The sequence below is a fragment of the Nonomuraea sp. NPDC050790 genome (assembly GCF_044456745.1).
Taxonomy (GTDB): Bacteria; Actinomycetota; Actinomycetes; order Streptosporangiales; family Streptosporangiaceae; genus Nonomuraea.
Map to the genome: position 1 here is coordinate 41,682 of NZ_JBITGF010000018.1, position 23,091 is coordinate 64,772.

General features: G+C 71.1%; 18 protein-coding genes. 7 read left to right on the forward strand and 11 right to left on the reverse strand.

Annotation, left to right across the window (positions count from 1 at the left end; all coding sequences use genetic code 11):
- Positions 1-91: 91 nt before the first annotated feature.
- Both ACIBEJ_RS50240 and ACIBEJ_RS50245 read left to right on the forward strand, forming a co-directional pair.
- Positions 92-991: a peptidylprolyl isomerase gene (locus ACIBEJ_RS50240; RefSeq protein ID WP_397190150.1), complete on the forward strand. Its 900-nt coding sequence runs from the start codon at positions 92-94 to the stop codon at positions 989-991.
- Between the two features lie 77 nt (positions 992-1,068).
- Positions 1,069-2,265, forward strand: a complete 1,197-nt coding sequence (locus ACIBEJ_RS50245; protein ID WP_397190151.1) for a cytochrome P450 — start codon at positions 1,069-1,071, stop codon at positions 2,263-2,265.
- Positions 2,266-2,307: 42 nt separating this feature from the next.
- Here the strand turns inward: ACIBEJ_RS50245 and ACIBEJ_RS50250 are convergent, their stop codons facing one another.
- Genes ACIBEJ_RS50250 through ACIBEJ_RS50265 form a run of 4 tightly spaced genes read right to left on the reverse strand, consistent with a single transcriptional unit; the run spans position 2,308 to position 8,756 of the window.
- Positions 2,308-5,070, reverse strand: a complete 2,763-nt coding sequence (locus ACIBEJ_RS50250; protein WP_397190152.1) for a DEAD/DEAH box helicase family protein — start codon at positions 5,068-5,070, stop codon at positions 2,308-2,310.
- A 22-nt stretch (positions 5,071-5,092) separates the two neighbouring features.
- Positions 5,093-6,823, reverse strand: coding sequence for an aspartate--tRNA ligase (aspS, locus tag ACIBEJ_RS50255; RefSeq protein ID WP_397190153.1), 1,731 nt, complete (start codon positions 6,821-6,823; stop codon positions 5,093-5,095).
- Positions 6,820-8,076 (reverse strand): histidine--tRNA ligase, encoded by a 1,257-nt coding sequence (hisS, locus tag ACIBEJ_RS50260; protein WP_397190154.1) that lies wholly within the window; start codon positions 8,074-8,076, stop codon positions 6,820-6,822. The genes aspS and hisS overlap by 4 nt, the downstream gene beginning before the upstream one ends.
- Positions 8,076-8,756 (reverse strand): MBL fold metallo-hydrolase, encoded by a 681-nt coding sequence (locus ACIBEJ_RS50265; RefSeq protein WP_397190155.1) that lies wholly within the window; start codon positions 8,754-8,756, stop codon positions 8,076-8,078. The genes hisS and ACIBEJ_RS50265 overlap by 1 nt, the downstream gene beginning before the upstream one ends.
- 139 nt (positions 8,757-8,895) lie before the next feature.
- Between ACIBEJ_RS50265 and ACIBEJ_RS50270 the strand changes: the two genes are divergently transcribed.
- The 5 genes from ACIBEJ_RS50270 to dinB all read left to right on the forward strand — a co-directional run bounded on the left by ACIBEJ_RS50270 (position 8,896) and on the right by dinB (position 14,345).
- Positions 8,896-9,774 carry a peptidylprolyl isomerase gene (locus ACIBEJ_RS50270; RefSeq protein WP_397190156.1) on the forward strand — a complete coding sequence of 293 codons (879 nt, stop codon included), beginning with the start codon at positions 8,896-8,898 and terminating at the stop codon, positions 9,772-9,774.
- A 60-nt stretch (positions 9,775-9,834) separates the two neighbouring features.
- Positions 9,835-11,064: a DUF349 domain-containing protein gene (locus tag ACIBEJ_RS50275; RefSeq protein ID WP_397190157.1), complete on the forward strand. Its 1,230-nt coding sequence runs from the start codon at positions 9,835-9,837 to the stop codon at positions 11,062-11,064.
- Positions 11,065-11,194: 130 nt separating this feature from the next.
- Entirely contained in the window at positions 11,195-12,571 is a 1,377-nt protein-coding gene (locus tag ACIBEJ_RS50280; protein ID WP_397190158.1) for a glycoside hydrolase family 28 protein, read from the forward strand.
- Between the two features lie 85 nt (positions 12,572-12,656).
- The gene (locus tag ACIBEJ_RS50285) at positions 12,657-13,130 is read left to right on the forward strand and encodes a cupin domain-containing protein (RefSeq protein WP_397190159.1); all 474 of its coding nucleotides are present in this window, start codon (positions 12,657-12,659) and stop codon (positions 13,128-13,130) included.
- A gap of 33 nt (positions 13,131-13,163) precedes the next feature.
- Complete coding sequence (gene dinB, locus ACIBEJ_RS50290; RefSeq protein WP_397190160.1) at positions 13,164-14,345, forward strand: DNA polymerase IV; 1,182 nt, start codon at positions 13,164-13,166, stop codon at positions 14,343-14,345.
- 343 nt (positions 14,346-14,688) lie between these two features.
- On the opposite strand, the gene ACIBEJ_RS50295 is transcribed toward dinB, so the two are convergent.
- The 7 genes from ACIBEJ_RS50295 to ruvA all read right to left on the reverse strand — a co-directional run bounded on the left by ACIBEJ_RS50295 (position 14,689) and on the right by ruvA (position 22,713).
- Positions 14,689-16,881: a RelA/SpoT family protein gene (locus tag ACIBEJ_RS50295; RefSeq protein WP_397190161.1), complete on the reverse strand. Its 2,193-nt coding sequence runs from the start codon at positions 16,879-16,881 to the stop codon at positions 14,689-14,691.
- A 125-nt stretch (positions 16,882-17,006) separates the two neighbouring features.
- Positions 17,007-17,516 carry an adenine phosphoribosyltransferase gene (locus tag ACIBEJ_RS50300; RefSeq protein ID WP_397190162.1) on the reverse strand — a complete coding sequence of 170 codons (510 nt, stop codon included), beginning with the start codon at positions 17,514-17,516 and terminating at the stop codon, positions 17,007-17,009.
- A 72-nt stretch (positions 17,517-17,588) separates the two neighbouring features.
- The gene (gene secF / locus ACIBEJ_RS50305) at positions 17,589-18,587 is read right to left on the reverse strand and encodes a protein translocase subunit SecF (protein ID WP_397190163.1); all 999 of its coding nucleotides are present in this window, start codon (positions 18,585-18,587) and stop codon (positions 17,589-17,591) included.
- A gap of 1 nt (position 18,588) precedes the next feature.
- Complete coding sequence (gene secD / locus ACIBEJ_RS50310) at positions 18,589-20,343, reverse strand: protein translocase subunit SecD (RefSeq protein ID WP_397190164.1); 1,755 nt, start codon at positions 20,341-20,343, stop codon at positions 18,589-18,591.
- Positions 20,344-20,387: 44 nt separating this feature from the next.
- On the reverse strand, positions 20,388-20,774 hold the full coding sequence (yajC, locus tag ACIBEJ_RS50315) for a preprotein translocase subunit YajC (RefSeq protein ID WP_397190165.1): 387 nt from the start codon (positions 20,772-20,774) through the stop codon (positions 20,388-20,390).
- Between the two features lie 254 nt (positions 20,775-21,028).
- Entirely contained in the window at positions 21,029-22,075 is a 1,047-nt protein-coding gene (gene ruvB, locus ACIBEJ_RS50320) for a Holliday junction branch migration DNA helicase RuvB (RefSeq protein ID WP_397190232.1), read from the reverse strand.
- A gap of 14 nt (positions 22,076-22,089) precedes the next feature.
- Entirely contained in the window at positions 22,090-22,713 is a 624-nt protein-coding gene (ruvA, locus tag ACIBEJ_RS50325) for a Holliday junction branch migration protein RuvA (RefSeq protein ID WP_397190166.1), read from the reverse strand.
- Between the last annotated feature and the right edge of the window lie 378 nt (positions 22,714-23,091).

The window sequence follows — 23,091 nt, forward strand, 5'->3', positions numbered from 1 at the left end:
CCTTCCGTCACTTACGTACACCACATAAGGCGGGCCGGTAGCATGCGCGAAGTTGTTTGGTCATGTGTCGGCAAAGATGGAGGACATATCCGTGAGCGGCGACGACCGCCAGAGCGAGCTGGCGCGAGAGCACAAGGAGCGGCAGGCGCGGCGCGCTGCTGAGGACAACGCCAAGGGCAGGCGCAACACCTTCATCGGCGCCGGAGTGGCCGTGGTCCTGGTCGCCGGCGGCATCGTGGCCGCCACCACCCTCCTCGGCGGCGGCGACTCCAAGAACGTCTCGGCGGCCTCTTCGCCGAGCCCGTCCGCCAGCTCCAGCGTCTCCTCGGAGCCCGAGCCGTCGATGACGCCGAAGACCGGCCCGATCAGCTGCACGTACACCAAGGACACGCAGGACGTGCCCAAGAAGTTCGTCGGCTTCCCGCCCAAGAAGCCGGGCGACGCCATGAAGATCAAGACGATGACCGTGGTCACCAACCGCGGCGACATCGTGATCCAGGTGGACCCGAAGTTCACGCCGTGCACGGTCAACTCGATGGCGTTCCTGGCCAAGAAGAACTTCTACGACAACACCAAGTGCCACCGCCTGGTCGTGCCGGAGAACTCCGGCCTGTTCCTGCTGCAGTGCGGTGACGCGCTGGCCAAGGCCGACGGCAAGAACCCCACCGACGGGCAGGGCACCGCGGGATACGTCTACGGTGACGAGGCCGCGGGGGCCATGCCGTACAGCAGGGGCGTGGTCTTCCTGACCCAGCCCACCGACGCCCAGGGGCAGAACTCCAGCCAGTTCGCCATCTCGATGTCGAACGAGAACACGCAGCTCGACCCGGCGTACTCGATCCTCGGCATGGTCACCAGCGGCCTGGAGATCATCGAGAAGGCGGCCAAGGAGGGCTTCATCGTCAACCCCGACGACGTCACGGGCGACGGCGGCTCCACGGCGCCGAAGAACCCGTTCATCATCAAGGACGTGAAGATGTCCACGAAGTGACACTCCTGTGGGGCCGGAGCGGATCCGGCCCCGCAGCTCGCTTCCGGCCCTGCCCGAGGCGTTCTAGGGTGATCTCCGTGCCGGAGAAAATACCGTTCGAGTTCCTTTTCAGCCCCGGCTTCAGCCGGGACCCGTACACCGCCTACGACGCGCTGCGCGCCGCGGGCCCTGTGCATCCCATCGACTTCCCGCCCGGGATGGCCGCGTTCCTGATCATCGACCACGAAGTCGGGCGCGCCGCGCTCAACGACCCGAGGCTGTCGAAGGACATCGCGGTCTTCGGCGACTACTTCCGCAAGCTCGCCGACACCGACGACCTGCTCTTCCAGTCGAACATGCTCCAGGTCGACCCGCCCGAGCACACCCGGCTGCGCCGCGTGGTGGCCAAGGACTTCACGCCGCGCCGCGTGGAGGCGCTGCGCCCGCGCGTGCAGGAGATCACCGACGAGCTCATCGACGCCATGGAGATGAACGGCAGCGCCGAGCTGATCGACGAGTTCGCCTTCCCGCTGCCGATCATCGTCATCTGCGAGCTGCTGGGCGTGCCCGCCGAGGACCGCGAGCGGTTCCGCGAGTGGTCGAGCCGGCTGGTCAACCCCAGCTTCGACCCCGAGGGCACCCGGGTGCGGCAGCAGGCGGCGCGCGACACGCACGCGTACTTCTCCCGCCTGGTCGCCGAGCGGCGCGCAGAGCCGCGCGACGACCTGGTCAGCGCCCTGGCCAACGGCGGCGAGCTGGACGAGCGCGAGCTGCTGTCCACGCTGACGCTCCTGCTGATCGCCGGGCACGAGACGACGGTCAACCTCATCGGCAACGGCATGCTGGCGCTCCTGCGCAACCCCGACCAGCTCGCGCTGCTGCGCGGCGAGCCCGAGCTGCTGCCGGAGGCGATCGAGGAGTTCCTGCGCTTCGACGGGCCGGTCGAGCGCTCCACTCCCCGCTTCGCCGCCGAGGACATGGAGATCGCCGGGGTGGCCGTGCCGCGCGGCGCGATGGTGCACATCTCGCTCGGCGCCGCGGGACACGACCCCGCCGCCGTCGCCTCGCCGGGCGAGCTCGACATCACCCGCCAGGACAACCGTCACCTCGCCTTCGGGCACGGCGTCCACTTCTGCCTGGGCGCGCCGCTGGCCCGCCTGGAGGGGCGGATCGCCATCGGCACGCTGCTGGCCCGCCTGCCCGGCCTCGCGCTGGACTGCGCCGAGGAGGAGCTGGCGTGGCGGCCCGCGGGCTCGGTGGTGCGGGGCCTGTCGCGCCTTCCCGTCCGCTTCTGAGCGCCGGTACGGCCACCGCCCACCGGCACCGGCGGGCGGTGGTCAGCGCCAGGTGACGCGCAGCGCGGTGGCGACGTCCAGCGGCGAGCCGCCCGCCTGCGCGGCCAGGATCCCCGCCCCTTCGGGCGAGCGCGTGTAGACGGGCTCGCCGAGGCTGACCCAGCGGTTCCACGCCCGCGCGAACGCCCGCGCGTCCTTCTTGCGCTCGCCCAGCGCCTCGGGCACCGCGTGGTGGACGACCGCGTTCGGCTCCGGACGCCCGGCCATGAGCGCCCGCCCCTGCCGCGGCCCCGGCTCGACGAGGTAGCGGGGCACCAGGTAGCGCGGCGCGACCGGCGCGGTCAGCACCTCGTCCAGCGCGAGGCTGAAGCGGCGCGAGGCGGGCTCGGGCACGCCGCGCAGCTCGATCCAGTACGCGCCCGCGCCGTCCGGCTCCACGTGGACCGCCCGCGCGCCCTCGGGCACCTGCCCGGTCTCGTGCAGGGCCTCGGCCACGGCGCAGGCGATCGCGGGCAGGTCGAACTGCTCCGCCACCTCCCGCAGCGCCGCCTGTCCCACGCCGGTACGGCGGGCCCGCCGTACCAGGAGGAAGGCGGCGGCGCCGAGCGGCAGCCCGCCCGGCAGCGCCGGCGGGAGGGCGTCGGCGAGCGCGGGCAGCGCGGCGGCGAGCCAGCCCGCGGTGCCCGCGGCCCATCCGGCGGCGCCCGCCAGCAGGTGCGGGCGGCGCGACAGCCGGGGCCGCGGGCTGATGCCGCGCTCGGCGGGCACCGCGCGCGGCGGCTCGGGACGGCCGGCCGCCGGGCGGGCCGCGGCGCGGGCGGGCTCGACGCGCAGGCTGTGCACCGGCAGGTCCTCGTACGGCGAGCCGACCCGCCACAGCTCCCGCACCCTGGCCCGGTCGGCCGCCCGCTCCAGCATCGACACGTTGAAGCGGTCGAAGTCGGCGACCGGCGGCGGGGCGTACGGCGACAGCTCGGGGTGCACGTGCGCGACCCCCGCCGCGATCGTCCCCGAGTCGGTCAGCCCGAAGTAGCCGTCGTGCTTGCGGACGAACCGGTCCCAGTCGGCCGACCCCTTGGGGTGCTCCGCGCTGACGCAGACCACGGACCAGGTGTTGGCCACCTTCTCCGGCCACGACGGGTCGGCGCGCAGCCCGCGCCCGCGCATCTGCACGACCGCGCCGGCCGTGGTCGCCTCGGTGAGGTCGATCACCGTGTTGACGCCCTTGGCGTCCCAGCCCTCGCCGAGCATCGCCCGGGTGCCGACCAGGACCGAGCAGCCGCCCGACTCCAGGAAGCGGGTGGCGAGGGCGACCCAGGCGCGGCTGTTCCAGGAGCCGGTCAGCTCGACGACGCCGTCCGCGCCGGGCGGGACGGGGTCGAGGCGGGCCGTACCGGAGCAGAACGCGGCGAAGGCCGCGGCCGTCGCGGCCGGAGCGGCGACGGTGCGGCCGGTGACGAGCATCGGGTGCAGCCGCGCGGTGCGCGGGTCGGCGGCGAGCGTCTCCAGCACCAGCCTGGCGGACCCGGCCTGCTCGTCCAGCACGCCTGAAAGGCGCGCGGGCAGCGTCGCGGTGGCCCGCTCGTGGTCGCACAGCACCAGCGCGCGCATCCGCTCCCCCAGCGCGGCGTGCTCGGCCGCGAGGATCTCCGCCACCGCGACCGTCTTGGCCTCGCTGCGCGCCACCACCCGGTCGACCGGGGTACGGCCGGCCCGCACGCCACGCGCGGTGAGCTGGTAGCCGATCGACGGCAGCGCCAGCCGGATCGCCTCCACGGCGGCCTCGTCCGCAGGCTCGCCGCTGCGCCGCAGGCAGCGGCGCACGTAGTCGTCGAGCAGGCAGACCCAGTCCTCGGCCGTGGGCAGGTGGCGGTGCTCCTCGCGGACCCTGGCGCCCTCGGGCAGCGGCAGCAGCCCGGCGTGGTGCAGCCGCAGCGCCGCGGCGGCCAGCGCGGGATCGCGGCGCTCCAGCCGCTGCCACGTCATCACGTCCTCGCCCCGGTGCACCAGGCGGGTGTCGAGCCACTGCAGGAAGCCGACGGTGGCGAAGCCGGGGTCGAGCAGGCCGGTGGTGAGCTCGGCGAAGCGCTCGGCCTCGGCGGCCAGCCACGCCTGCTCGTGCGCGGTCGGGCAGGTCAGCCAGGCCAGCTCCGCGTACGGGGCCAGGTGGCCCTCGCGGACCACCGCCGGGATCGAGGGCCCGCGCACCACCGGCCCGAACAGTTCCCCGACCAGCTCCGCCTGCGACGGCGTGAGCCGGTCCGGCGGGGTGGCGGTCAGCCCGATGACGGTGGCCTCGGGCAGTCGCCGCAGCACCTCGGCCAGCAGTTCGCCCCAGGTGTCGAGCAGGTGGTGGCACTCGTCCAGCAGCAGCGTCACCGGGCCGAGCGCGGCCAGCCGGTCCACCAGCTCGCGGCCCTGCGGGCGCAGCCGGTCGAGGTGGGAGGGCCGCCTGCCGCCGTCCTCGTCGATCTCGGCGTCGGGGTCGAAGCTGGCCAGCGCCTGATAGGTCAGGACGGTGACGTCCTGGTCGAGCTCGCGGGAGGTGCCCGCGCGCGCCTTCTCGCCGAAGGCGCGCCACTCGGCCAGCCACTGGCCCTGGATGGCGGTGTTGGGGCCGAAAGCCACGATCGGGGCGTCCAGCCTGCGCGCCGCCTCCAGGCCCGTGAGCGTCTTGCCGGTGCCCGGTGGCAGCACGACCCAGGCCCGGCGCCGTCCGGCCGCCAGCGCCGCCTCCAGCTCGCTCAGGGCGTGTGACTGGTGGCGGCGCAGCGGCTTGGGGACGGCGAGATCGGCATAGCGCATGCGGGCCTTCCCCCGGGTGCCCCTACTCCTTGGGCTTGGCGTCGACGCCGGCTTCCTTGCGCTGCTCGGCCGTGATGGCCGTGGGAGCGCCGGTCAGCGGGTCGAAGCCGGAGGCGGTCTTCGGGAAGGCGATCACGTCACGGATCGACTCGCCGCCGGACAGCAGCATGCAGATGCGGTCCCAGCCGTAGGCGATGCCGCCGTGCGGGGGCGGGCCGTACTGGAAGGCGTCGAGCAGGAAGCCGAACTTGCTCTCCGCCTCCTCCTTGGAGATGCCGAGCACGTCGAAGACGCGCTGCTGCATCTCGGCCCGGTGGATACGGATCGAGCCGCCGCCGATCTCCATGCCGTTGCAGACCATGTCGTAGGCGTAGGCCAGGGCCTCGCCCGGCTTGTCCTGGAAGTCGGCGGCGTACTCCGGCTTGGGTCCGGTGAAGGGGTGGTGGACCGCGGTCCAGCCGCCCTCGCCGTCCTCCTCGAACATGGGCGCGTCCACGACCCAGAGGAACGCCCACTGCGACTCGTCGATGAGCCCGCAGCGGCGGCCGATCTCCAGGCGGGCGGCGCCGAGCAGGTCGCGGGAGGAGTTTCCGGCCCCGGCGGCGAAGAAGATCGCGTCGCCGGGCGCGGCCTTGACCAGGTCGGCGAGCCCGCCGAGCTCACGCTCCGACAGGTTCTTGGCCACCGGGCCGCCCAGCGTGCCGTCCTCCTGGACCAGCACGTACGCCAGGCCCTTGGCGCCACGCGACCTGGCCCAGTCCTGCCAGCCGTCGAGCTCCTTGCGGGTCTGGGAGGCGCCGCCCGGCATGACGACCGCGCCCACGTACTCGGCCTGGAAGACGCGGAACGTGGTGTCCTCGAAGTACTCGGTGACCTCGACGAGCTCCTGGCCGAAGCGCAGGTCGGGCTTGTCGGAGCCGTAGCGGGCCATCGCGTCGGCGTAGGTCATCCGCGGCAGTGGGACGGGGATCTCGTAGCCGAGGATCTCCTTCCACACCCGGCCGATCAGCGCCTCGCCGACGGCGATGACGTCCTCCTGGTCGACGAAGGACATCTCGATGTCGATCTGGGTGAACTCCGGCTGCCGGTCGGCGCGCAGGTCCTCGTCGCGGTAGCACTTGGCGAGCTGGTAGTAGCGTTCGAGACCGGCCACCTGCAGCAACTGCTTGAAGAGCTGGGGCGACTGCGGCAGCGCGTACCAGTTGCCCGGCTGCAGGCGCACCGGCACCAGGAAGTCGCGGGCGCCCTCGGGGGTGGAGCGGGTCAGCGTGGGCGTCTCGACGTAGACGAAGCCGAGCTCGTCCATGACCTGGTTGGCCAGGAAGGTGGCCTTGGAGCGCACCCGCATCGCGTTGCCGACCTGCTGGCGGCGGATGTCGAGGTAGCGGTACTTCAACCGCGCCTCCTCCGACACCCCGGCGTTGCCCTCGATGGGGAAGGGCAGCGGCGCCGACTCGCTGAGCACCTCGACCTCGGTGGCGACAACCTCGATCTCGCCCGTGGGCAGCTCGGGGTTGGCGTTGCCCTCGGGCCGCACGCGTACCTCGCCGACCACCTTCACGCAGTACTCCGCGCGCAGGTCGTGGGCGTGGTCCTCCTCGCGGAAGACCACCTGCGCCGAGCCGGAGGCGTCACGCAGGTCGATGAAGACGACGCCGCCGTGGTCGCGGCGGCGGGCCACCCATCCTGCGAGCGTCACCTGCTGCCCGGCGTGCTCCTTGCGGAGCTCCCCGGCCTTATGCGTGCGGATCACTGCACTTTCCCCTTCAGAACGTCCACGACCTGGGCCAGAGGCACCTCGGTCTGCTCAGCGGTGGTCAGGTCTTTCAGTTGTACGGCTTGCGCCGCCAGGTCACGCTCGCCCAGGATCAGCGCGAAACGGGCGCCGGAGCGGTCCGCGCCCTTCATCGCGCCCTTGAGTCCCTTGCCGCCGAAGGACATGTCGGCGGCGACGCCGGCCGCGCGCAGGTCGCCGACAAGCCTGAACATGGTCCTGGCGGCCTCCTCGCCCAGCGCCACACCGTACACCTCGCAGCGCGGCGGGGTGGCGGGCTCGACGCCCTCGCGGGCCAGCGCGATGACGGCGCGGTCCAGGCCGAGGCCGAAGCCGATGCCGGGCAGCGGCGGGCCGCCGATGGCCTCGGACAGCCCGTCGTAGCGTCCGCCGCCGCCGATGCCGGACTGCGCGCCCAGCAGCGGGTGGTCGAACTCGAAGGTGGTGCGGGTGTAGTAGTCGAGGCCGCGCACCATCCTGGGCTCGTCCTCCCACGGGATGTCCAGGTCGGCCAGGTGCTGCTTGACGCGGTCGTGGTAGGCCTTGCAGGCCGCGCACAGGTGGTCGCCGATCAGCGGCGCGTCCTCAAGCTGCTTGCGCACCTCGGGCCGCTTGTCGTCGAGCACGCGCAGCGGGTTGATCTCGATGCGGGCCCTGGTGGCCTCGTCGAGGTCGAGGCCGCGCAGGAAGTCCTGCAGGCGGGCGCGGTAGAGGGGCCGGCACTCGGCGCAGCCCAGCGAGTTGAGCAGCAGGCGCACCTGGGTCAGGCCGATCGCTTGGTACCACTGCCAGGCCAGCGCGATGGTCTCGGCGTCGACGGCCGGGTCCTCGCTGCCGACGGCCTCCAGGTCGAGCTGGTAGAACTGCCGGTAGCGGCCCTCCTGGGGCTGCTCGGCGCGGAAGACCGGGCCGCCGGTCCAGACCTTGACCGGGAGCTGGCCGCGGTGCAGGCCGTACTCCAGGATCGCGCGCAGGACGCCGGCGGTGAACTCGGGGCGCAGCGTGAGCGAGCGGCCGCCGCGGTCGGTGAAGGTGTACATCTCCTTGGAGACGACGTCGGTGGACTCGCCGACGCCGCGGGCGAACAACTGGGTGTCCTCGAAGACCGCGGTCTCCATATAGGAGTAGCCGGCGCGCCTGGCGGTCTCGGCGAACGCCTGGCGGATGGCGTAGAACGTCGCGGCCTGCGGAGGAATGTACTCCTTGACGCCCTTTGGTGCTTGGAAGCTCATTAGATCCCTCGTGTGGGACCGGCGTGCGGCGCTGCTTCCCTCAAATAAGGATTGGTGGCGCGCTCGCGGCCGATCGTGGTCTGTGGTCCGTGGCCCGGCAGGACGATCGTCTCATCAGGCAGCGGCAGGCACTTGGCGGCCAGGCTGCGCAGGATCGTCGGATAGTCGCCGCCCGGCAGGTCTGAGCGGCCGATGGAGCCGGCGAACAGCAGGTCACCGGAGAACATGATCTCGTCCTCCGGCAGCCGGAAGCTCACCGACCCCCTGGTATGGCCGGGGGTGTGGTCCACGACGAGCTCGAGGCCCGCGAGCTTCAGCACGGCGCCGTCGGCCAGTTCCCTGACGTCGTCGGGCTCGCTCAGCGTGATGCCGCCGAACAGTTGCGCGGAGGTGTCGGACCAGCCCTTGGCCGGATCGCTGAGCAGATCGCGGTCCTCGGGGTGGATCCACGCGGGGATGTCACGCGCGCCGCACACCGGGGCCACCGACCAGACGTGGTCGAGGTGCCCATGGGTCAGCAGGACCGCGACCGGCTTGAGCCCGTGCTCGCGCAGCAGCTCGTCGACGCCGTCCACGGCGTCCTGACCAGGGTCGACGATCACACATTCCTCGCCGGCGGCGGGCGCGACGACGTAACAGTTGGTCTGGAAGGCCCCTGCGGGGAACCCTGCGATGAGCATCTGCCTCAGCTGATCTCGTTGAAAAAGCCAATGGGAATGTAACCGAAGGGTACCGGTGCGGGTCGCCGGGCTGCGAACCATTACCCATTGGCCGATACGATTCGCCCACCTCAGTTGATTGACTATGGGAGGCAAAGCGGTGGCCACGGGGAAGGACCGGCAGAAGCAGCTGGCTCGTGAGCACTACGAGCGGCAGATGCAGCGCCGCATCGAGCGCGAGCAGCGGAACAAGCGCACTGCGATCATCGGCTCCAGCATAGGCGTCGTCGTGGTGGTCGGCGGCATCGTCGCCGCCGTGGCCCTGTTCAACGGGGAGCCAGGCACCGAGGCGGCGGCGTCGCCCACGCCCGCGGCCTCCGACTCGGCCCAGCCGAGCACCTCGCCGAGCCAGGTCGCGGCGGCGGCGCCGTTCGATCCGAAGACCGGCAAGTGCGGCTACGTGGCCGACAAGAACGGGACGGTGAAGGACGTCGGCATGCCGCCGGCCAAGGCGAGCGTGAAGCCGGAGACCAAGACGCTGACGTTCGCCACGAGCCTGGGCGACATCCAGGTGGAGCTGAACAACGCCAAGGCGCCGTGCACCGTCAACTCGCTGGAGTACCTGGCGAAGAAGAACTACTACGACGGCAGCAAGTGCCACCGGCTCGGCAACGAGAAGTTCCCGATGCTGCAGTGCGGCGACCCGACGGCCAAGGCCGACGGCAAGAGCCAGACCGACGGCATGGGCGGGCCCGGCTACGTGATGGCCGAGGAGAACCTCCAGGGCGCCACCTACAAGCGCGGCGTCATGGCCATGGCCAAGACGAGCGCGCCGGGTTCCACCGGAAGCCAGTTTTTCCTGGTATACGGCGACATCGGACTCACCCCGGATTACACGCCAGTCGGTACGATCACCAAGGGGCTCGACATTCTCGACAAGGTGAACAAGGCGGGCGTTATCACGCCGGGTCCGGACGGAACGGGAGCGCCCAAGGAAACCCTCCAACTCAAAGACGTGACAATCTCTGGCAAGAGCTGACGTAATACAACTAGGGACGGGTAGTCCCGAAGGGTCTGATGGAAAGTGCGGGAGGACACGGTGAGCACCGACCCGTGGGGCCGGGTAGACGACGACGGCACCGTCTACGTGCGTACGGCTGAGGGAGAGCGGGCCGTCGGCTCCTGGCAGGCCGGTGAACCCGAGGAAGCGCTGGCCTACTTCCATCGCAAGTACGACGAGCTGGCCGGGCAGGTGCAGCTCCTGGAGCAGCGCCTCAAGGGCACCGACCTGGCGCCGGCCCAGGCCGAGGCCAGCATCGTCAAGCTGCGCGAGGCCGTCGCGGACGCCCACGCCATCGGCGACCTGGCCGCGCTGACGGCCCGTCTGGACGGGCTGTCGGAGCTGGTCGCGCACCGCCGCGAGGAGGTCAAGGCCGCCCGCGAGCACGCGCGGGTCGAGGCCAAGGCGGTCAAGGAGCGCATCGTCGCCGAGGCCGAGCGCATCGCCGAGGAGACCACCCACTGGAAGTCCGGCGGCGAGCGGCTGCGCCAGCTCGTCGAGGAGTGGAAGGCGGCCGACCGCATCGACCGCGCCACCGAGGCGGGCCTGTGGAAGCGGCTGTCGGCCGCCCGCACCGCGTTCGCCAAGCGCCGCAAGTCCTACTTCGCCGGACTCGACGAGCAGCGCGAAGGCGTGCGCGCCGAGAAGGAGCGCATCGTCGCCGAGGCCGAGGCGCTGGCCGGCTCCACCGACTGGGGCCCCACCGCCTCGGTCTACCGCGAGCTGATGCAGCGCTGGAAGGCGGCCGGCCGCGCCTCGCGCGACGCCGAGGACGAGCTGTGGGGCCGGTTCAAGGCCGCGCAGGACGTCTTCTTCCAGGCGCGCTCCGCCGTCTTCGCCGAGCGCGACGCCTCGCTCGCGGCCAACGCCGAGGCCAAGGAGGTCCTGCTCGTCGAGGCCGAGAAGATCCTCCCGGTGACCGACGCGCGGGCCGCCCGCGGCTCGCTGCGCGCCCTGCTGGAGCGCTGGGAGGCCGTCGGCCCGGTGCCGCGCGAGCAGCGCGACCGGCTCGAAGGCGGGCTGCGCAAGATCGACGAGGCCGTGCGCAAGGCGGAGGACGCGGAGTGGAAGCGCTCCAACCCCGAGGCCCGAGCCCGTGCCCAGAGCACCGTCGACCAGCTCCGCACCTCCATCGCGCAGTTGGAGAAGCGCCTGGCCAGGGCCGAGGCCGCGGGCCGGGCCAAGGACGTCAAGGAGGCCGAGGAGGCGCTGACGGCCCGCCGTTCCTGGCTGGAGGAGGCCGAGCGCACGCTCGCCGAGTTCAGCTGACCCTTTCGCGCGAAGAACGCCGGCCGGATCCTTCCGGCCGGCGTTTTCCGTGTGCTCCGCCGAATTAACTTCCTCACGAAGCGAATGTGATTTAGGCTCCAGACATCCGACCCATTCCGGTGGAGGACTGATGCCTTCGCGCCGTTCCGTCCTACTTCTCGCCGCAGCCAGCATGATTCCCGGTACGGCTCACGCCGATTCATCGGACCCCTGGCAGCGCGTACCTCACATTCTTCGCAGGATCCGGCCGCCCCGCTTCCCCCGCAGGACGTGGGACATCACCGCCTTCGGCGCCGTCGGCGACGGCGTCACCGACTGCACCGCCGCCTTCCGCCTGGCCGTCGCCGCGTGCAACCGCGCGGGCGGCGGACGCGTCGTCGTACCGCCGGGGCGCTTCCTGAGCGGGGCCATCCACCTGCGCAGCGGCGTCGAGCTGCACGTCTCGGAGGGCGCGACGATCGCCTTCAGCACCGATCCGAACGCCTACCTGCCGGTGGTCTTCACCCGCTGGGAGGGGACCGAGTGCTACAACTACTCCCACTTCATCTACGCCCGCGGCCAGCGCGACATCGCCGTCACGGGCAAGGGCACGCTGGACGGCCAGGCCCGCCAGGGCCCCTGGGAGAGCTGGTACGCCGGCGGCGGCCCCCAGGGCGCGGACCAGCGGGCGCTGCGCAAGATGGGCGACGACGGCGTGCCGGTGGAGCAGCGCGTCTTCGGCGCCGGCCACTACCTACGCCCGGCGATGATCCAGTTCGTCCAGTGCCAGAACATCCTGGTCTCGGATGTGACGATCCTGGAGCCGGCGATGTGGACGGTGAACCCCGTCTTGTCCCGAAATATCACCATCCGCCGGATCACGGTCGTCAGCACGCTCTACAACACCGACGGCTGCGACCCCGAGTCCTGCTCCTACGTGCACATCCACGACTGCCGCTTCAACACCAACGACGACTGCGTGGCGGTCAAGTCCGGCCGTGACGCCGACGGCCGGCGGGTCGGCGTACCCAGCGAGAAGATCGTCGTGCGGGACTGCCTGTTCTCGGGACGCTGGGGCGGCATCACCGTCGGCAGCGAGATGTCCGGCGGCGTGCGCGACGTCTTCGCCGAGCGCTGCGTGATCAACTCCCCCGCCTTCCCCGGCAACTACCCGGTCAAGTACCCCGTCTACATCAAGGCCAGCAAGAAGCGCGGCTCGTTCGTCGACGGCGTCCACGTCCGCGGCTTCACCGGCTCCGGCGTGGACCGGGAGATCATCTTCGTCAACATGAACTACGCGAGCACCGAGCCGGGCACGCTGCCGGTGTCGGTGCGGAACATCACCATGCGCGACACCCGCATCGACGGCGCCGACGCGGTGCTCAACCTCGTGGGACTCGAGACCGACCATCTGCGGGACGTGCGGCTGGAGAGATGCGTGTTCACCGGGATCACCGGCCCCGACAAGATCGCCTTCACCGACGGCCTGCGCCTGCGGAAGGTCTTCGTCAACGGCGTCGAGGTCTGAGCCCGCGTTTCAAGCGCGCGTTCCGACCGCACAGTTCCGACCGCACGGCCCGAGCGCGCGGTCCGAGCGCGCGGTCCGACCGCGTTTGCGACGGCGTTTCCGGCTGCGTTTCCGGCTGCGTTTCCGGCTGCGTGAGATGGTGGCCGGCATGGACGCCTTCCACCGCAAGCTCCACCACATCGCCCCCGGCATGCTGACGGCGGACACCGCGCAGACCGGGGGCATGCGCCGCCTGGCCGCCGTCAGCGGCGCCTCCGTGGGCTCCAGCCGCCTGTGGATGGGGCAGACGCACGTCGCACCCTCCACGGTCTCGGCCGACCACCACCACGGCGACTCCGAGACCGCCATCTACGTGGTCAGCGGCGCCCCGTGCTTCGTCTTTCTCGACCCCGACGGCGGGGAGGAGGTGCGCATCGAGGCCAAGCCGGGCGACTACGTCTACGTGCCGCCGTTCGTCCCGCACCGCGAGGAGAACCCCGACCCGTCGCGCGAGGCCGTGGTGGTCATCGCCCGCAGCACCCAGGAGGCGGTCGTCGTCAACCTGCCCGGCCTGCGGTAGCCCCGATCTTGCCTTCCATGCGAACATGTGTTCGTGAGCGAAGCGACGATCCTCCACGCCGATCTCGACGCCTTCTACGCCTCCGTCGAGCAGCGTGACGACCCGCGCCTGCGGGGCCGTCCCGTCATCGTCGGCGGCGGCGTGGTCCTGGCCGCCAGCTACGAGGCCAAGGCGTGCGGGGTGCGCACCGCGATGAGCGGCGGCCAGGCCCGCCGCCTGTGCCCGCGCGCGATCGTCGTCGAGCCCCGCATGTCCGCCTACTCCGCGGCCAGCAAGGCCGTCTTCGACGTCTTCGAGCGCACCACTCCGCTGGTCGAGGGCCTGTCCATCGACGAGGCGTTCCTCGACGTGGGCGGCCTGCGCGCGATCTCGGGCTCGCCCGAGCGCATCGCCGCCAAGCTCCGCCGCGACGTACGCGAGCAGGTCGGCCTGCCCATCACCGTCGGCGTGGCCCGCACCAAGTTCCTGGCCAAGGTGGCCAGCGGCGTCGCCAAGCCCGACGGCCTGCTCGTCGTGCCGCCCGACGGCGAGCTGGACTTCCTCCATCCGCTCCCGGTCGAACGCCTGTGGGGCGTCGGCCCCGTCACCGCCCGCAAGCTCCACGCCCTCGGCATCACCACCGTGGGCGAGGTGGCGGCGCTGCAGGAGTCCACGCTGACGGCCCGCCTCGGGCCCGCCGCCGGACGCCACCTGCTCGCCCTCGCGCTCAACCGCGACCCGCGCCCCGTCCAGACCGGCCGCCGCCGGCGCTCCATCGGCGCCCAGCGCGCTCTGGGCCGCACCCGGCGCACCCGTCAGGAGCTCGACGCCGTCACCGTCGGCCTGATCGACCGCGTCACCCGCCGCCTGCGCGCGGCCGACAGGTGCGCCCGCACGGTGGTCCTGCGCCTGCGCTTCGAGGACTTCACCCGCGTGACCCGCTCCCACACCCTGGCGCAGGCCACCGACGAGACCTCTCCCCTGCTCGCGACGGCCCGCCGCCTCCTGTCCGTCGCCGCGCCCATGATCGACGAGCGCGGCATCACGCTGCTCGGCTTCGCGCTCACCAACCTCGGCGACTCCGCCGCGCTGCAGCTCGCCCTGCCCCTCGACGAGCCCCGCGCTCTGGACACCACGGTCGACTCGCTCCGCCTGCGTTTCGGCTCGGCGGCGGTGACGCGCGCGGTCCTGCTCGGCCGCGACGACGGCCCCGCCGTCCCTCTCCTCCCCGACTAGCAGGTACGGCCCCGCCCCTCGATCGCGACGACAACCCTTCACCCCGCAGAGCCGGGACGCCGTCAACCCCTTCCCGGTCGCCCATGGCCGAGGCGGCGGGCGCTGCTTCCGAGATGCCTTCGAAGGCTCGACGCCTCTGACGCAGTGTGGGTTGACCGCAGCGCGAGCGGCCTCCACAGCGGCGTGTGGGCGCGCTCCGGAGGTGGTTCGGTGGTTGGGGCCGCGAGTGACCCCGAGCCGGGCCATAGGCCGCGGGTGACCCCAGGACGGGCCGTAGGCCGCGGGTGACCCCAGGACGGGCCGTAGGCCGCGGGTGACCCCGGGCCGGGCCGTACCTCTGGGGTCAGCTTCCGGCGCCGCTGACGCGGTAGACGTCGAAGACGCCCTGGATGCTGCGGACCGCCTTCAGCACGTGCCCCAGGTGCTTGGGGTCGCCCATCTCGAAGGTGAACTTGCTGATCGCCACCCGGTCCCGCGACGTGGTCACCGACGCCGACAGGATGTTGACGTGCTGGTCGGACAGCGTGCGGGTGACGTCGGACAGCAGGCGGGGACGGTCGAGGGCCTCCACCTGGATGGCGACCAGGAAGACCGAGTCCTCGCTGGGCGACCAGCTCACCTCGACCAGCCGGTCGGGCTGCTCCTTGAGTTGCTGGACGTTGGTGCAGTCGGCCCGGTGCACCGACACGCCGTGGCCGCGGGTGACGAAGCCGACGATGTCGTCCCCGGGCACCGGCGTGCAGCACTTGGACAGGCGTACCCACACGTCGGCGTCGCCCGCCACGACCACGCCCGCGCCACCGCCGCCGCGCGGGCGGCCCTTGAGGCGGGTGGGCAGCGAGGTCTCGGCGATGTCCTCCTCGGCGCTCTCGACGCCGCCGATGGAGGCCACGAGCTTCTGCACCACCGACTGCGCGGCGATGTGGCCCTCGCCGACGGCGGCGTAGAGGGCGGAGACGTCGGGGTAGCGCAGGTCGCGGGAGAGCGCCAGCAGCGCCTCGCCGGACATCAGGCGCTGCAGCGGCAGCCCCTGCTTGCGCATCGCGCGCCCGATGGCCTCCTTGCCGGCCTCGATCGCGGTCTCGCGGCGTTCCTTGGAGAACCACTGCCGGATCTTGTTGCGGGCACGGCCCGACTTGACGAACTTCAGCCAGTCGCGCGAGGGCCCGGCGTCGGGCGACTTGGAGGTGAAGATCTCGACGGTGTCGCCGTTGCCCAGCCGCGACTCCAGCGGCACGAGGCGGCTGTTGACGCGGGCGCCGATGCAGCGGTGGCCGACCTCGGTGTGGACGGCGTAGGCGAAGTCGACCGGGGTCGCGCCCTCGGGCAGGGCGACGACCTGGCCGCGCGGGGTGAAGACGTAGACCTCGGAGACCGAAAGGTCGAAGCGGAGCGACTCCAGGAACTCGCCCGGGTCGGAGGTCTCCTTCTGCCAGTCGAGGAGCTGGCGCAGCCAGGCCATGTCGCTGCCCGGCTTGACCTTGCCGGGCGGGGCGGCGGCGCCGACCTCCTCCTTGTACTTCCAGTGGGCGGCCACGCCGTACTCGGCGCGATGGTGCATGGCGTGGGTGCGGATCTGCAGCTCGACGGGCTTGCCCTCGGGACCGATCACCGTGGTGTGCAGCGACTGGTACATGTTGAACTTGGGCATCGCGATGTAGTCCTTGAACCGGCCGGGCACCGGGTTCCATCGCGCGTGGATCGTTCCGAGCGCCGCATAGCAGTCGCGCACGCTGTCGACCAGCACCCGGATGCCCACCAGGTCGTAGATGTCGTCGAAGGCGACGTCCCTGGCGATCATCTTCTGGTAGACGGAGTAATAGTGCTTGGGCCGGCCCTTGACCACCGCGCGGATCTTGGCCTCGCGCAGGTCGCCGGAGACCTTCTCGATGACCTCCTGCAGGAACAGGTCGCGCCGCGGCGCCCGCTCCGACACCATGCGCGCGATCTCGTCGTAGCGCTTGGGGTAGAGCATCGCGAAGGCGAGGTCCTCAAGCTCCCACTTGATCGTGTTCATGCCCAGGCGGTGGGCGAGCGGCGCGAAGATCTCCAGCGTCTCGCGGGACTTCTGCTGCCGCTTGTGCTCGGGCAGATAGCGCATGGTACGCATGTTGTGGAGCCGGTCGGCCAGCTTGATGATCAGCACCCGGATGTCGCGCGACATGGCGACGACCATCTTGCGCACGGTCTCGGCCTGGGCGGCGTCCCCGAACTTGACCTTGTCCAGCTTGGTGACGCCGTCGACCAGCGAGCCGATCGTGTCGCCGAAGTCGCCGCGCAGCTCCTCCAGGCCGTAGGCGGTGTCCTCGACGGTGTCGTGGAGCAGCGCGGCGCACAGGGTCTCGTCGTCGGTGCCGAGCTCGGCCAGGATCGTGGCCACCGCGAGCGGGTGCGTGATGTACGGGTCGCCGCTCTTGCGCTTCTGGTCGCGGTGATGGTACGCGGCCACGTCGTAGGCACGCTCGATCAGGCGCAGGTCGGCCTTGGGATGGGTCGCCCTGACCGTCCGGAACAAGGGTTCCAGCACCGGGTTCATGGCCCCACCCCCAAACCGCCGCCGACGCGTCGAAGACTCGGTTACGTCGGGCACGACCACATCACGGGGCACACAGACTCCTTTACGTGTGAGTCCAGGCCCCCCAGTGTATCCAGGTGGCGAACTCAGACGGTCAGCAGGGCGCGTACCTCTACTCCCGGCAGGCGCTCACGCCCCTTGAGAAAGGCAAGCTCCATCAGCACGGCCACGCCCACGACCTCGGCTCCGGCACGTCGTACCAGCTCCACCGTGGCGGCGGCGGTGCCGCCCGTGGCCAGCACGTCGTCCACGATCAGCACCCGGTCACCCGGTGCGAAGGCGTCCCGGTGCACCTCGATGGTGGCCGAGCCGTACTCCAGATCGTAGGACTCTTCCAGGGTTTCGGCGGGCAGTTTGCCCTTCTTTCTGACGGGCACGAACCCCGCCTGAGCCTTGTACGCCACCGGCGCCGCCAGGATGAAACCCCGCGCCTCGATCCCGACGATCTTGTCGGAGTCGAACAGCCCGGAGATCTCGTCCACCACGGCCGCGAACCCGGCGGGGTCGGCCAGCAGCGGCGTGATGTCCTTGAACAGCACACCCGGCTGGGGATAGTCGGGCACGTCCCTGATCAGGCCAAGGGTCCGCTCCATCATGAAATCTCCTCCTGTGGGACAAGCGAAGCCCCCGCCCCGTCGAAGCGGGGCGGGGGCGATGCCGGACAAACGTCAGCCCTTGGCCGCGGCGGCCTTCTTGGGGCCCTTGCCGCCGGTGGAGGCCAGCCTCCTGGCGATCGCCTGGTACTTCGGCTCGCGCTCCTTCAGCGTCACCAGCAGCGGCGTGGCGACGCACAGCGAGGAGTACGTGCCGACGAGCATGCCGACGAACAGGGCCAGCGCCAGGTCCTTCAGCGTTCCGGCGCCGAGCAGCGTGGTGCCGATGAACAGGATCGCCGCAACTGGGAGGATGGCCACCAGCGAGGTGTTCAGCGATCGGATCAGCGTGTGGTTCAGCGCGTCGTTGGCCGCCTGAGTGTAGGTCTTCTTCGACGTGGTGCCCAGCTTGGCCGTGACTTCCTTGATCATGTCGAAGACGACGACCGCGTCGTACAGCGAATAACCGAGGATCGTCAGGAAGCCCAGTACGGTCGCCGGGGTGACCTCGAAGCCCGACCAGGCGTAGATGCCCGCGGTGATGACCAGGTCGTGCACCAGCGCCACGATGGCGGCCAGCGCCATCTTCGGCTCGAACGCCATGCTGAGATAAAGGATGATCGCCAGCATGAAGACGCCCAGGCCGATCATGGCCTTCTGGGAGACCTCACCGCCCCATGAGGCGCCGATGGACTGGATGTCCACCTGCGAGACCGGGACCTTGTAGTCGGCGACGACGGCGTTCTGCACCTTGGTCACCGCGGACTCCGACAGCGTCTCGGTGGTGACCCGCCACCGGTCGCCGGCCGTCTGCACGATGGCCTGGTGCACGCCCTCGTCGAGGAAGGTCGAACGGACCTGCTCGATGTTGGCCGCGGGGGCCTTGAAGGAGAAGACCGAACCGCCCCTGAACTCAACGCCCAGGTTGAGGGGGCTGCCCGTGTTCACCGCGCTGAAGACCAGACCGGCGATCGAGAACAGCAGCAGCAGGCCCGACAGCGAGTACCAGAGCTTCTGCTTGCCGACGAAGTCGACATCGATCTCGCCGCGGTAGAGGCGACGCCCGAGTCCCATGTCAGGCCTCCTGCGGGGTGTTGGAGCGGGCGGGCTCGGCGGCCATGCGCTCGGCGTCGAGACCGGACAGCGGGTGCCCCTTGGCGAAGAACTTCAACCTCGCCAGGAGGGCGATGAACGGCTTCGTGAACAGGAACACCACGACGATGTCGATCAGCGTGGTCAGGCCCATCGCGAAGGCGAACCCGGCCACGCCGCCCACGGCCAGGAAGTACAGCACGACCGCGGCGATGAACATCACGGCGTCGGCGATCAGGATCGTGCGCCGGGCACGGACCCAGGCCACCTCGACGGCCGCGCGAAGCGTCCGCCGACCTTCCTTCATCTCATCACGGATGCGTTCGAAGTACACGATGAAGGAGTCGGCGGTGATGCCGATCGAGACCACCAGGCCGATGATGTGCGGCAGCGAGAGGGCGAAGCCGCCGTTCGCGCCGAGGACCACCACGGACTGGTAGGTGAGGACGGTGGCCACGACGAGGCTGAGCACCGCGACGAGGCCGAGGCCCCGGTAGTACAGCAGGCAGTACAGGACCACGAGGCCCAGACCGATGGCGCCGGCGATGAGGCCGCCCATGAGCTGGTCGGAGCCGAGCGTCGAGGAGATCGTCTCCACCGAGCTGCGGTTGAACTTCAGCGGCAGCGCGCCGTACTTGAGCTGGTCGGCCAGGTCGGTCGCGCTCTTCTGGTTGAAGCCGCCGGTGATCTCGGCGCGGCCGCCGGGGATCGGGCCCTGGATGACCGGCGCGGTGATGACCAGGCCGTCGAGGACGACCGCCACCTGGCTGCGCGGGGGCTGCGAGTTGAACGCGACCGAGGTGAGCTTGCTCCACTCCGAGGCGCCGGCGCTCTTGAAGTCGAGCTGGACGACCCAGTCGGTGCTGCCCGGGCGCACGCCCGCGGTCGCGGTGTCGATGTCGGTGCCGACGACCTTGGCCACGTCCAGGATGTACTTGGCGGAGCCGTCGTCGGAACAGGCCGCGAACTGCTTCTTCGGGTCGTCCTGGACGCCCTGGCCGCGGGTCTTGGGGTCGGTGCAGTTGAGCCCCTGGTACTGCTTCAGCACCGCCGGGTCGACGCCGCTCGTGTCGATCTGCGGCTGCTGCTCCTGCTGTGGCTGAGAAGGCTGCGCGGAGGGCGAGCCCGACGGCGTCGGGGTGGCCTTGGAGTCCTTCTTCTTGTCGTCCTTGGCCGACGGCGTCGGCGTCGTGGGCGAGGTCAGCGCGGAGGACAGGGCCTTGCCGGTCGGGGTGGCCTTGGGGGTCTCCTTCGGAGCGCCGGCCGTCGGCTTCGCGCTGGGCTCCTTGGACGGCGCCGTGGTGCCCGACGGGCTGCTGCTCGGCTTGGGCGCCTCGGTGGTGAGCTGCTCGGGGGCGGCGGCCTCCACGGCGAGCACCTGGCGGAAGCGCAGCTCCGCCGTGGTGCCGACCAGCTTGATGACCTCCTCCTGGCCCTTGCCGGGAACGGAGATGATGATGTTGTCGCCGGACTTGGCGACCTCCGCGTCGGAGATTCCGGTGCCGTTCACCCGGTCACGGATGATGCTGACAGCACGGTCGAGCGACTCTTGGGAGGGAGCCGCGCCGCTGAGCGTTACGGGTGACAGGGTCACCGTCGTTCCGCCGGCGAGGTCGAGGCCCAGCTTGGGCGTGAACGCCTTCTGCAGGAGCATCGTCCCGCCCAGGGCGAGGATGAGCGCCAGGAGAATCAGGAGCGTGCGCCCCGGATTGCTGTGGCGGCTGGTCGGTCGGGCCACGGGTCGTCAGTTCTTTCGGATTAGAGGTGTCGGTCGCAGCCTAGTCAGGACTGCTTCGTGCTCGAGTCGCCGTTCTTCGTTCCGTCCTTGACGTCCTCGGTCTTGACCTCGTCCGCCGTGTCGGTGACGGGCTCGTCGCTCACGACGGGCTCGTCGTCGACAGGGGCGTCGCCCGGGGTCAGGACACGGCCGATGGCCGCCTTGACCCAGCGGGTCTCGATGCCGGGCGCCACCTCAAGGATCACGTCCTCATTGTCGACCGCCACCACGGTGCCGAACAGACCTGTCGTGGTCATCACCCGCGTACCCGGGGTGAGCGAGTTCTGCATCTTGACGGCTTCCTGCTGCCGCTTGCGCTGCGGGCGGATGAGCAGGAAATAGAACACCACCACCAGAAGTACCAGCGGCAGGATGCTTCCGAGGGATCCCATGTCCATAAGGGGCGACCTTCCATTGTCGTACAAGAAGTTGACACCGGCCTCGCGCCGGAAATTCCGTGCGTTGCGTTCGGGGCCGCGCCGCTCAGCCCGTCAGCCTACACAGCCAGCCAAGCCACGGAGTGTAGGCGGTTGTTGCGAAACGCGGCAACGAGGCAGCGATTCGGCGCGCGGGGAAGTTCCCAATTCGCAATGGTTGCAACCGTTCTGTGACCCCCTGGGGCGGGCCGGGCGGACGCCGTACCGTGTCACAGGTCCGCGGGTCCGAACAGGGGCGCGCCGAACGCGTCAGGAGGCGGAGTGAGACCCAGGTGGGTCCAGGCCGCGGCGGTCGCGACGCGGCCGCGCGGGGTGCGGGCCAGCAGGCCCTGACGCACCAGGAACGGCTCCGCCACCACCTCGACCGTCTCCGGCTCCTCCCCCACCGCCACGGCCAGCGTGGACAGGCCGACCGGGCCGCCGCCGAACTTGCGCAGCAGCACCCCGAGCACCGCCCGGTCGAGCCGGTCGAGGCCCCAGGCGTCGACCTCGTAGAGGTTGAGCGCGGCGGCGGCCAGGTCGCGGGTGATGACGCCGTCGGCGCGCACCTCGGCGAAGTCGCGCACCCGGCGCAGCAGCCGGTTGGCGATGCGGGGCGTGCCGCGCGAACGGCGGGCGATCTCGTGCGCCCCGTCGTCGGGCAGGTGGACGCCGAGCAGGCGGGAGGAGCGGGCCAGCACCTGCTCGAGCTCGGGCACCTCGTAGAAGTCCATGTGGGCGGTGAAGCCGAAGCGGTCGCGCAGCGGCGCGGGCAGCAGACCGGCCCTGGTGGTCGCGCCGACCAGCGTGAACGAGGCGATCTCCAGCGGGATCGCGGTCGCACCCGGGCCCTTGCCGACGACGATGTCGACCCGGAAGTCCTCCATCGCGAGGTAGAGCATCTCCTCGGCGGGGCGGGCCATCCGGTGGATCTCGTCGATGAACAGCACCTCGCCCTCGGCCAGCGTCGACAGGATCGCCGCGAGGTCGCCCGCGCGTTCGAGCGCCGGGCCGGAGGTGATGCGCAGCGGCGCGCCCAGCTCCGCCGCGATGATCATCGCGAGCGTGGTCTTCCCGAGGCCGGGCGAACCGCTCATCAGCACGTGGTCGGGCGGGCGCTGCCGCCTGAGCGCGCTTTCGAGCACCAGCGAGAGCTGCTCGCGCACGCGCCCCTGGCCGATGAACTCCGCCAGCCGCTTGGGCCGCAGCGCCGCCTCGATCTGGTGCTCGTCGCCGCCCGCCTCCTGCGCGACCAGCTCGCGTTCGAACTCGCCCAGGTCGTCCCAGTCGCTCATCGCACGCTCAACGCCCTCAGCGCCGCCTTGAGCAGCACGGCCACCTGCGGCTGGCGTCCCTCGGCCAGCGCGACGTCGGCCTCGGGCGCCACGACGGCGACCGCCTCGTCGGCGTCCTTGCTGGAGTAGCCGAGTCCGACCAGACCGGAGTGGACCTGCTCGCGCCAGGCCGGCTTGCCCGCGTTCGGGCCGGCGATCGCGGCGTTGACGGTCTCCTCCGGGGTGCCGAGGCGGTCTTTGAGCTCCAGGACGATGCGCTGGGCGCCCTTCTGCCCGATGCCCGGCACCTGGGTCAGCGCCTTGAGGTCCGCGCCGGCCACGGCCAGGCGCAGCGCGTTCGGCGTGTGGACGGCCAGCATGGCCAGCGCCAGCTTCGGGCCGACGCCGCTGGCCGTCTGGAGCATCTCGAACACGGTCCGCTCGTCGTCGCTGCCGAACCCGAACAGGGTCAGCGACTCCTCCCGCACCACCAGGGAGGTGGCCAGCCTGGCCTCCTCCCCCACCCGCAGGCTCGCGAGGGTGCCGGGCGTGCAGTGCACCAGAATCCCCACCCCGCCGACCTCGACGACGGCGCCGTCCGGGGCGAGCGCCGCCACCTTTCCCGCCACGGACGCGATCACAACCCCACACCCTTTCCAGTGGTACGGCCTCCGGTGGCCCGGTTCCCAGTGGTCCGGTTTCCGGTGGTACGGCTCGCAGAGCTCTGGCCGGTGCCCTCCGAACCCGGCCCCGAGCCTAGGCCCTGATCAGACCCCACGCCCCCAGCCGTGCCAGAACCCGTCACACCGCCTCGCGACGACCCGGCGGAGCCACGCGCCCCCCGTGGCCCGTCCCCGGAACCGGCCGACGGGACAGACACGTCACCGGCACCGTCAGACAGGGCGGCCGAGGCAGTGGCGGAGGCGGCCGAGGCGGGCTGGGCCGCATCGGCACGCGGCGCACGCGAGACGGACGAGGCGGACGAGGCGGCGGCCTCGGGTGGCGGAGCACTGATGGGC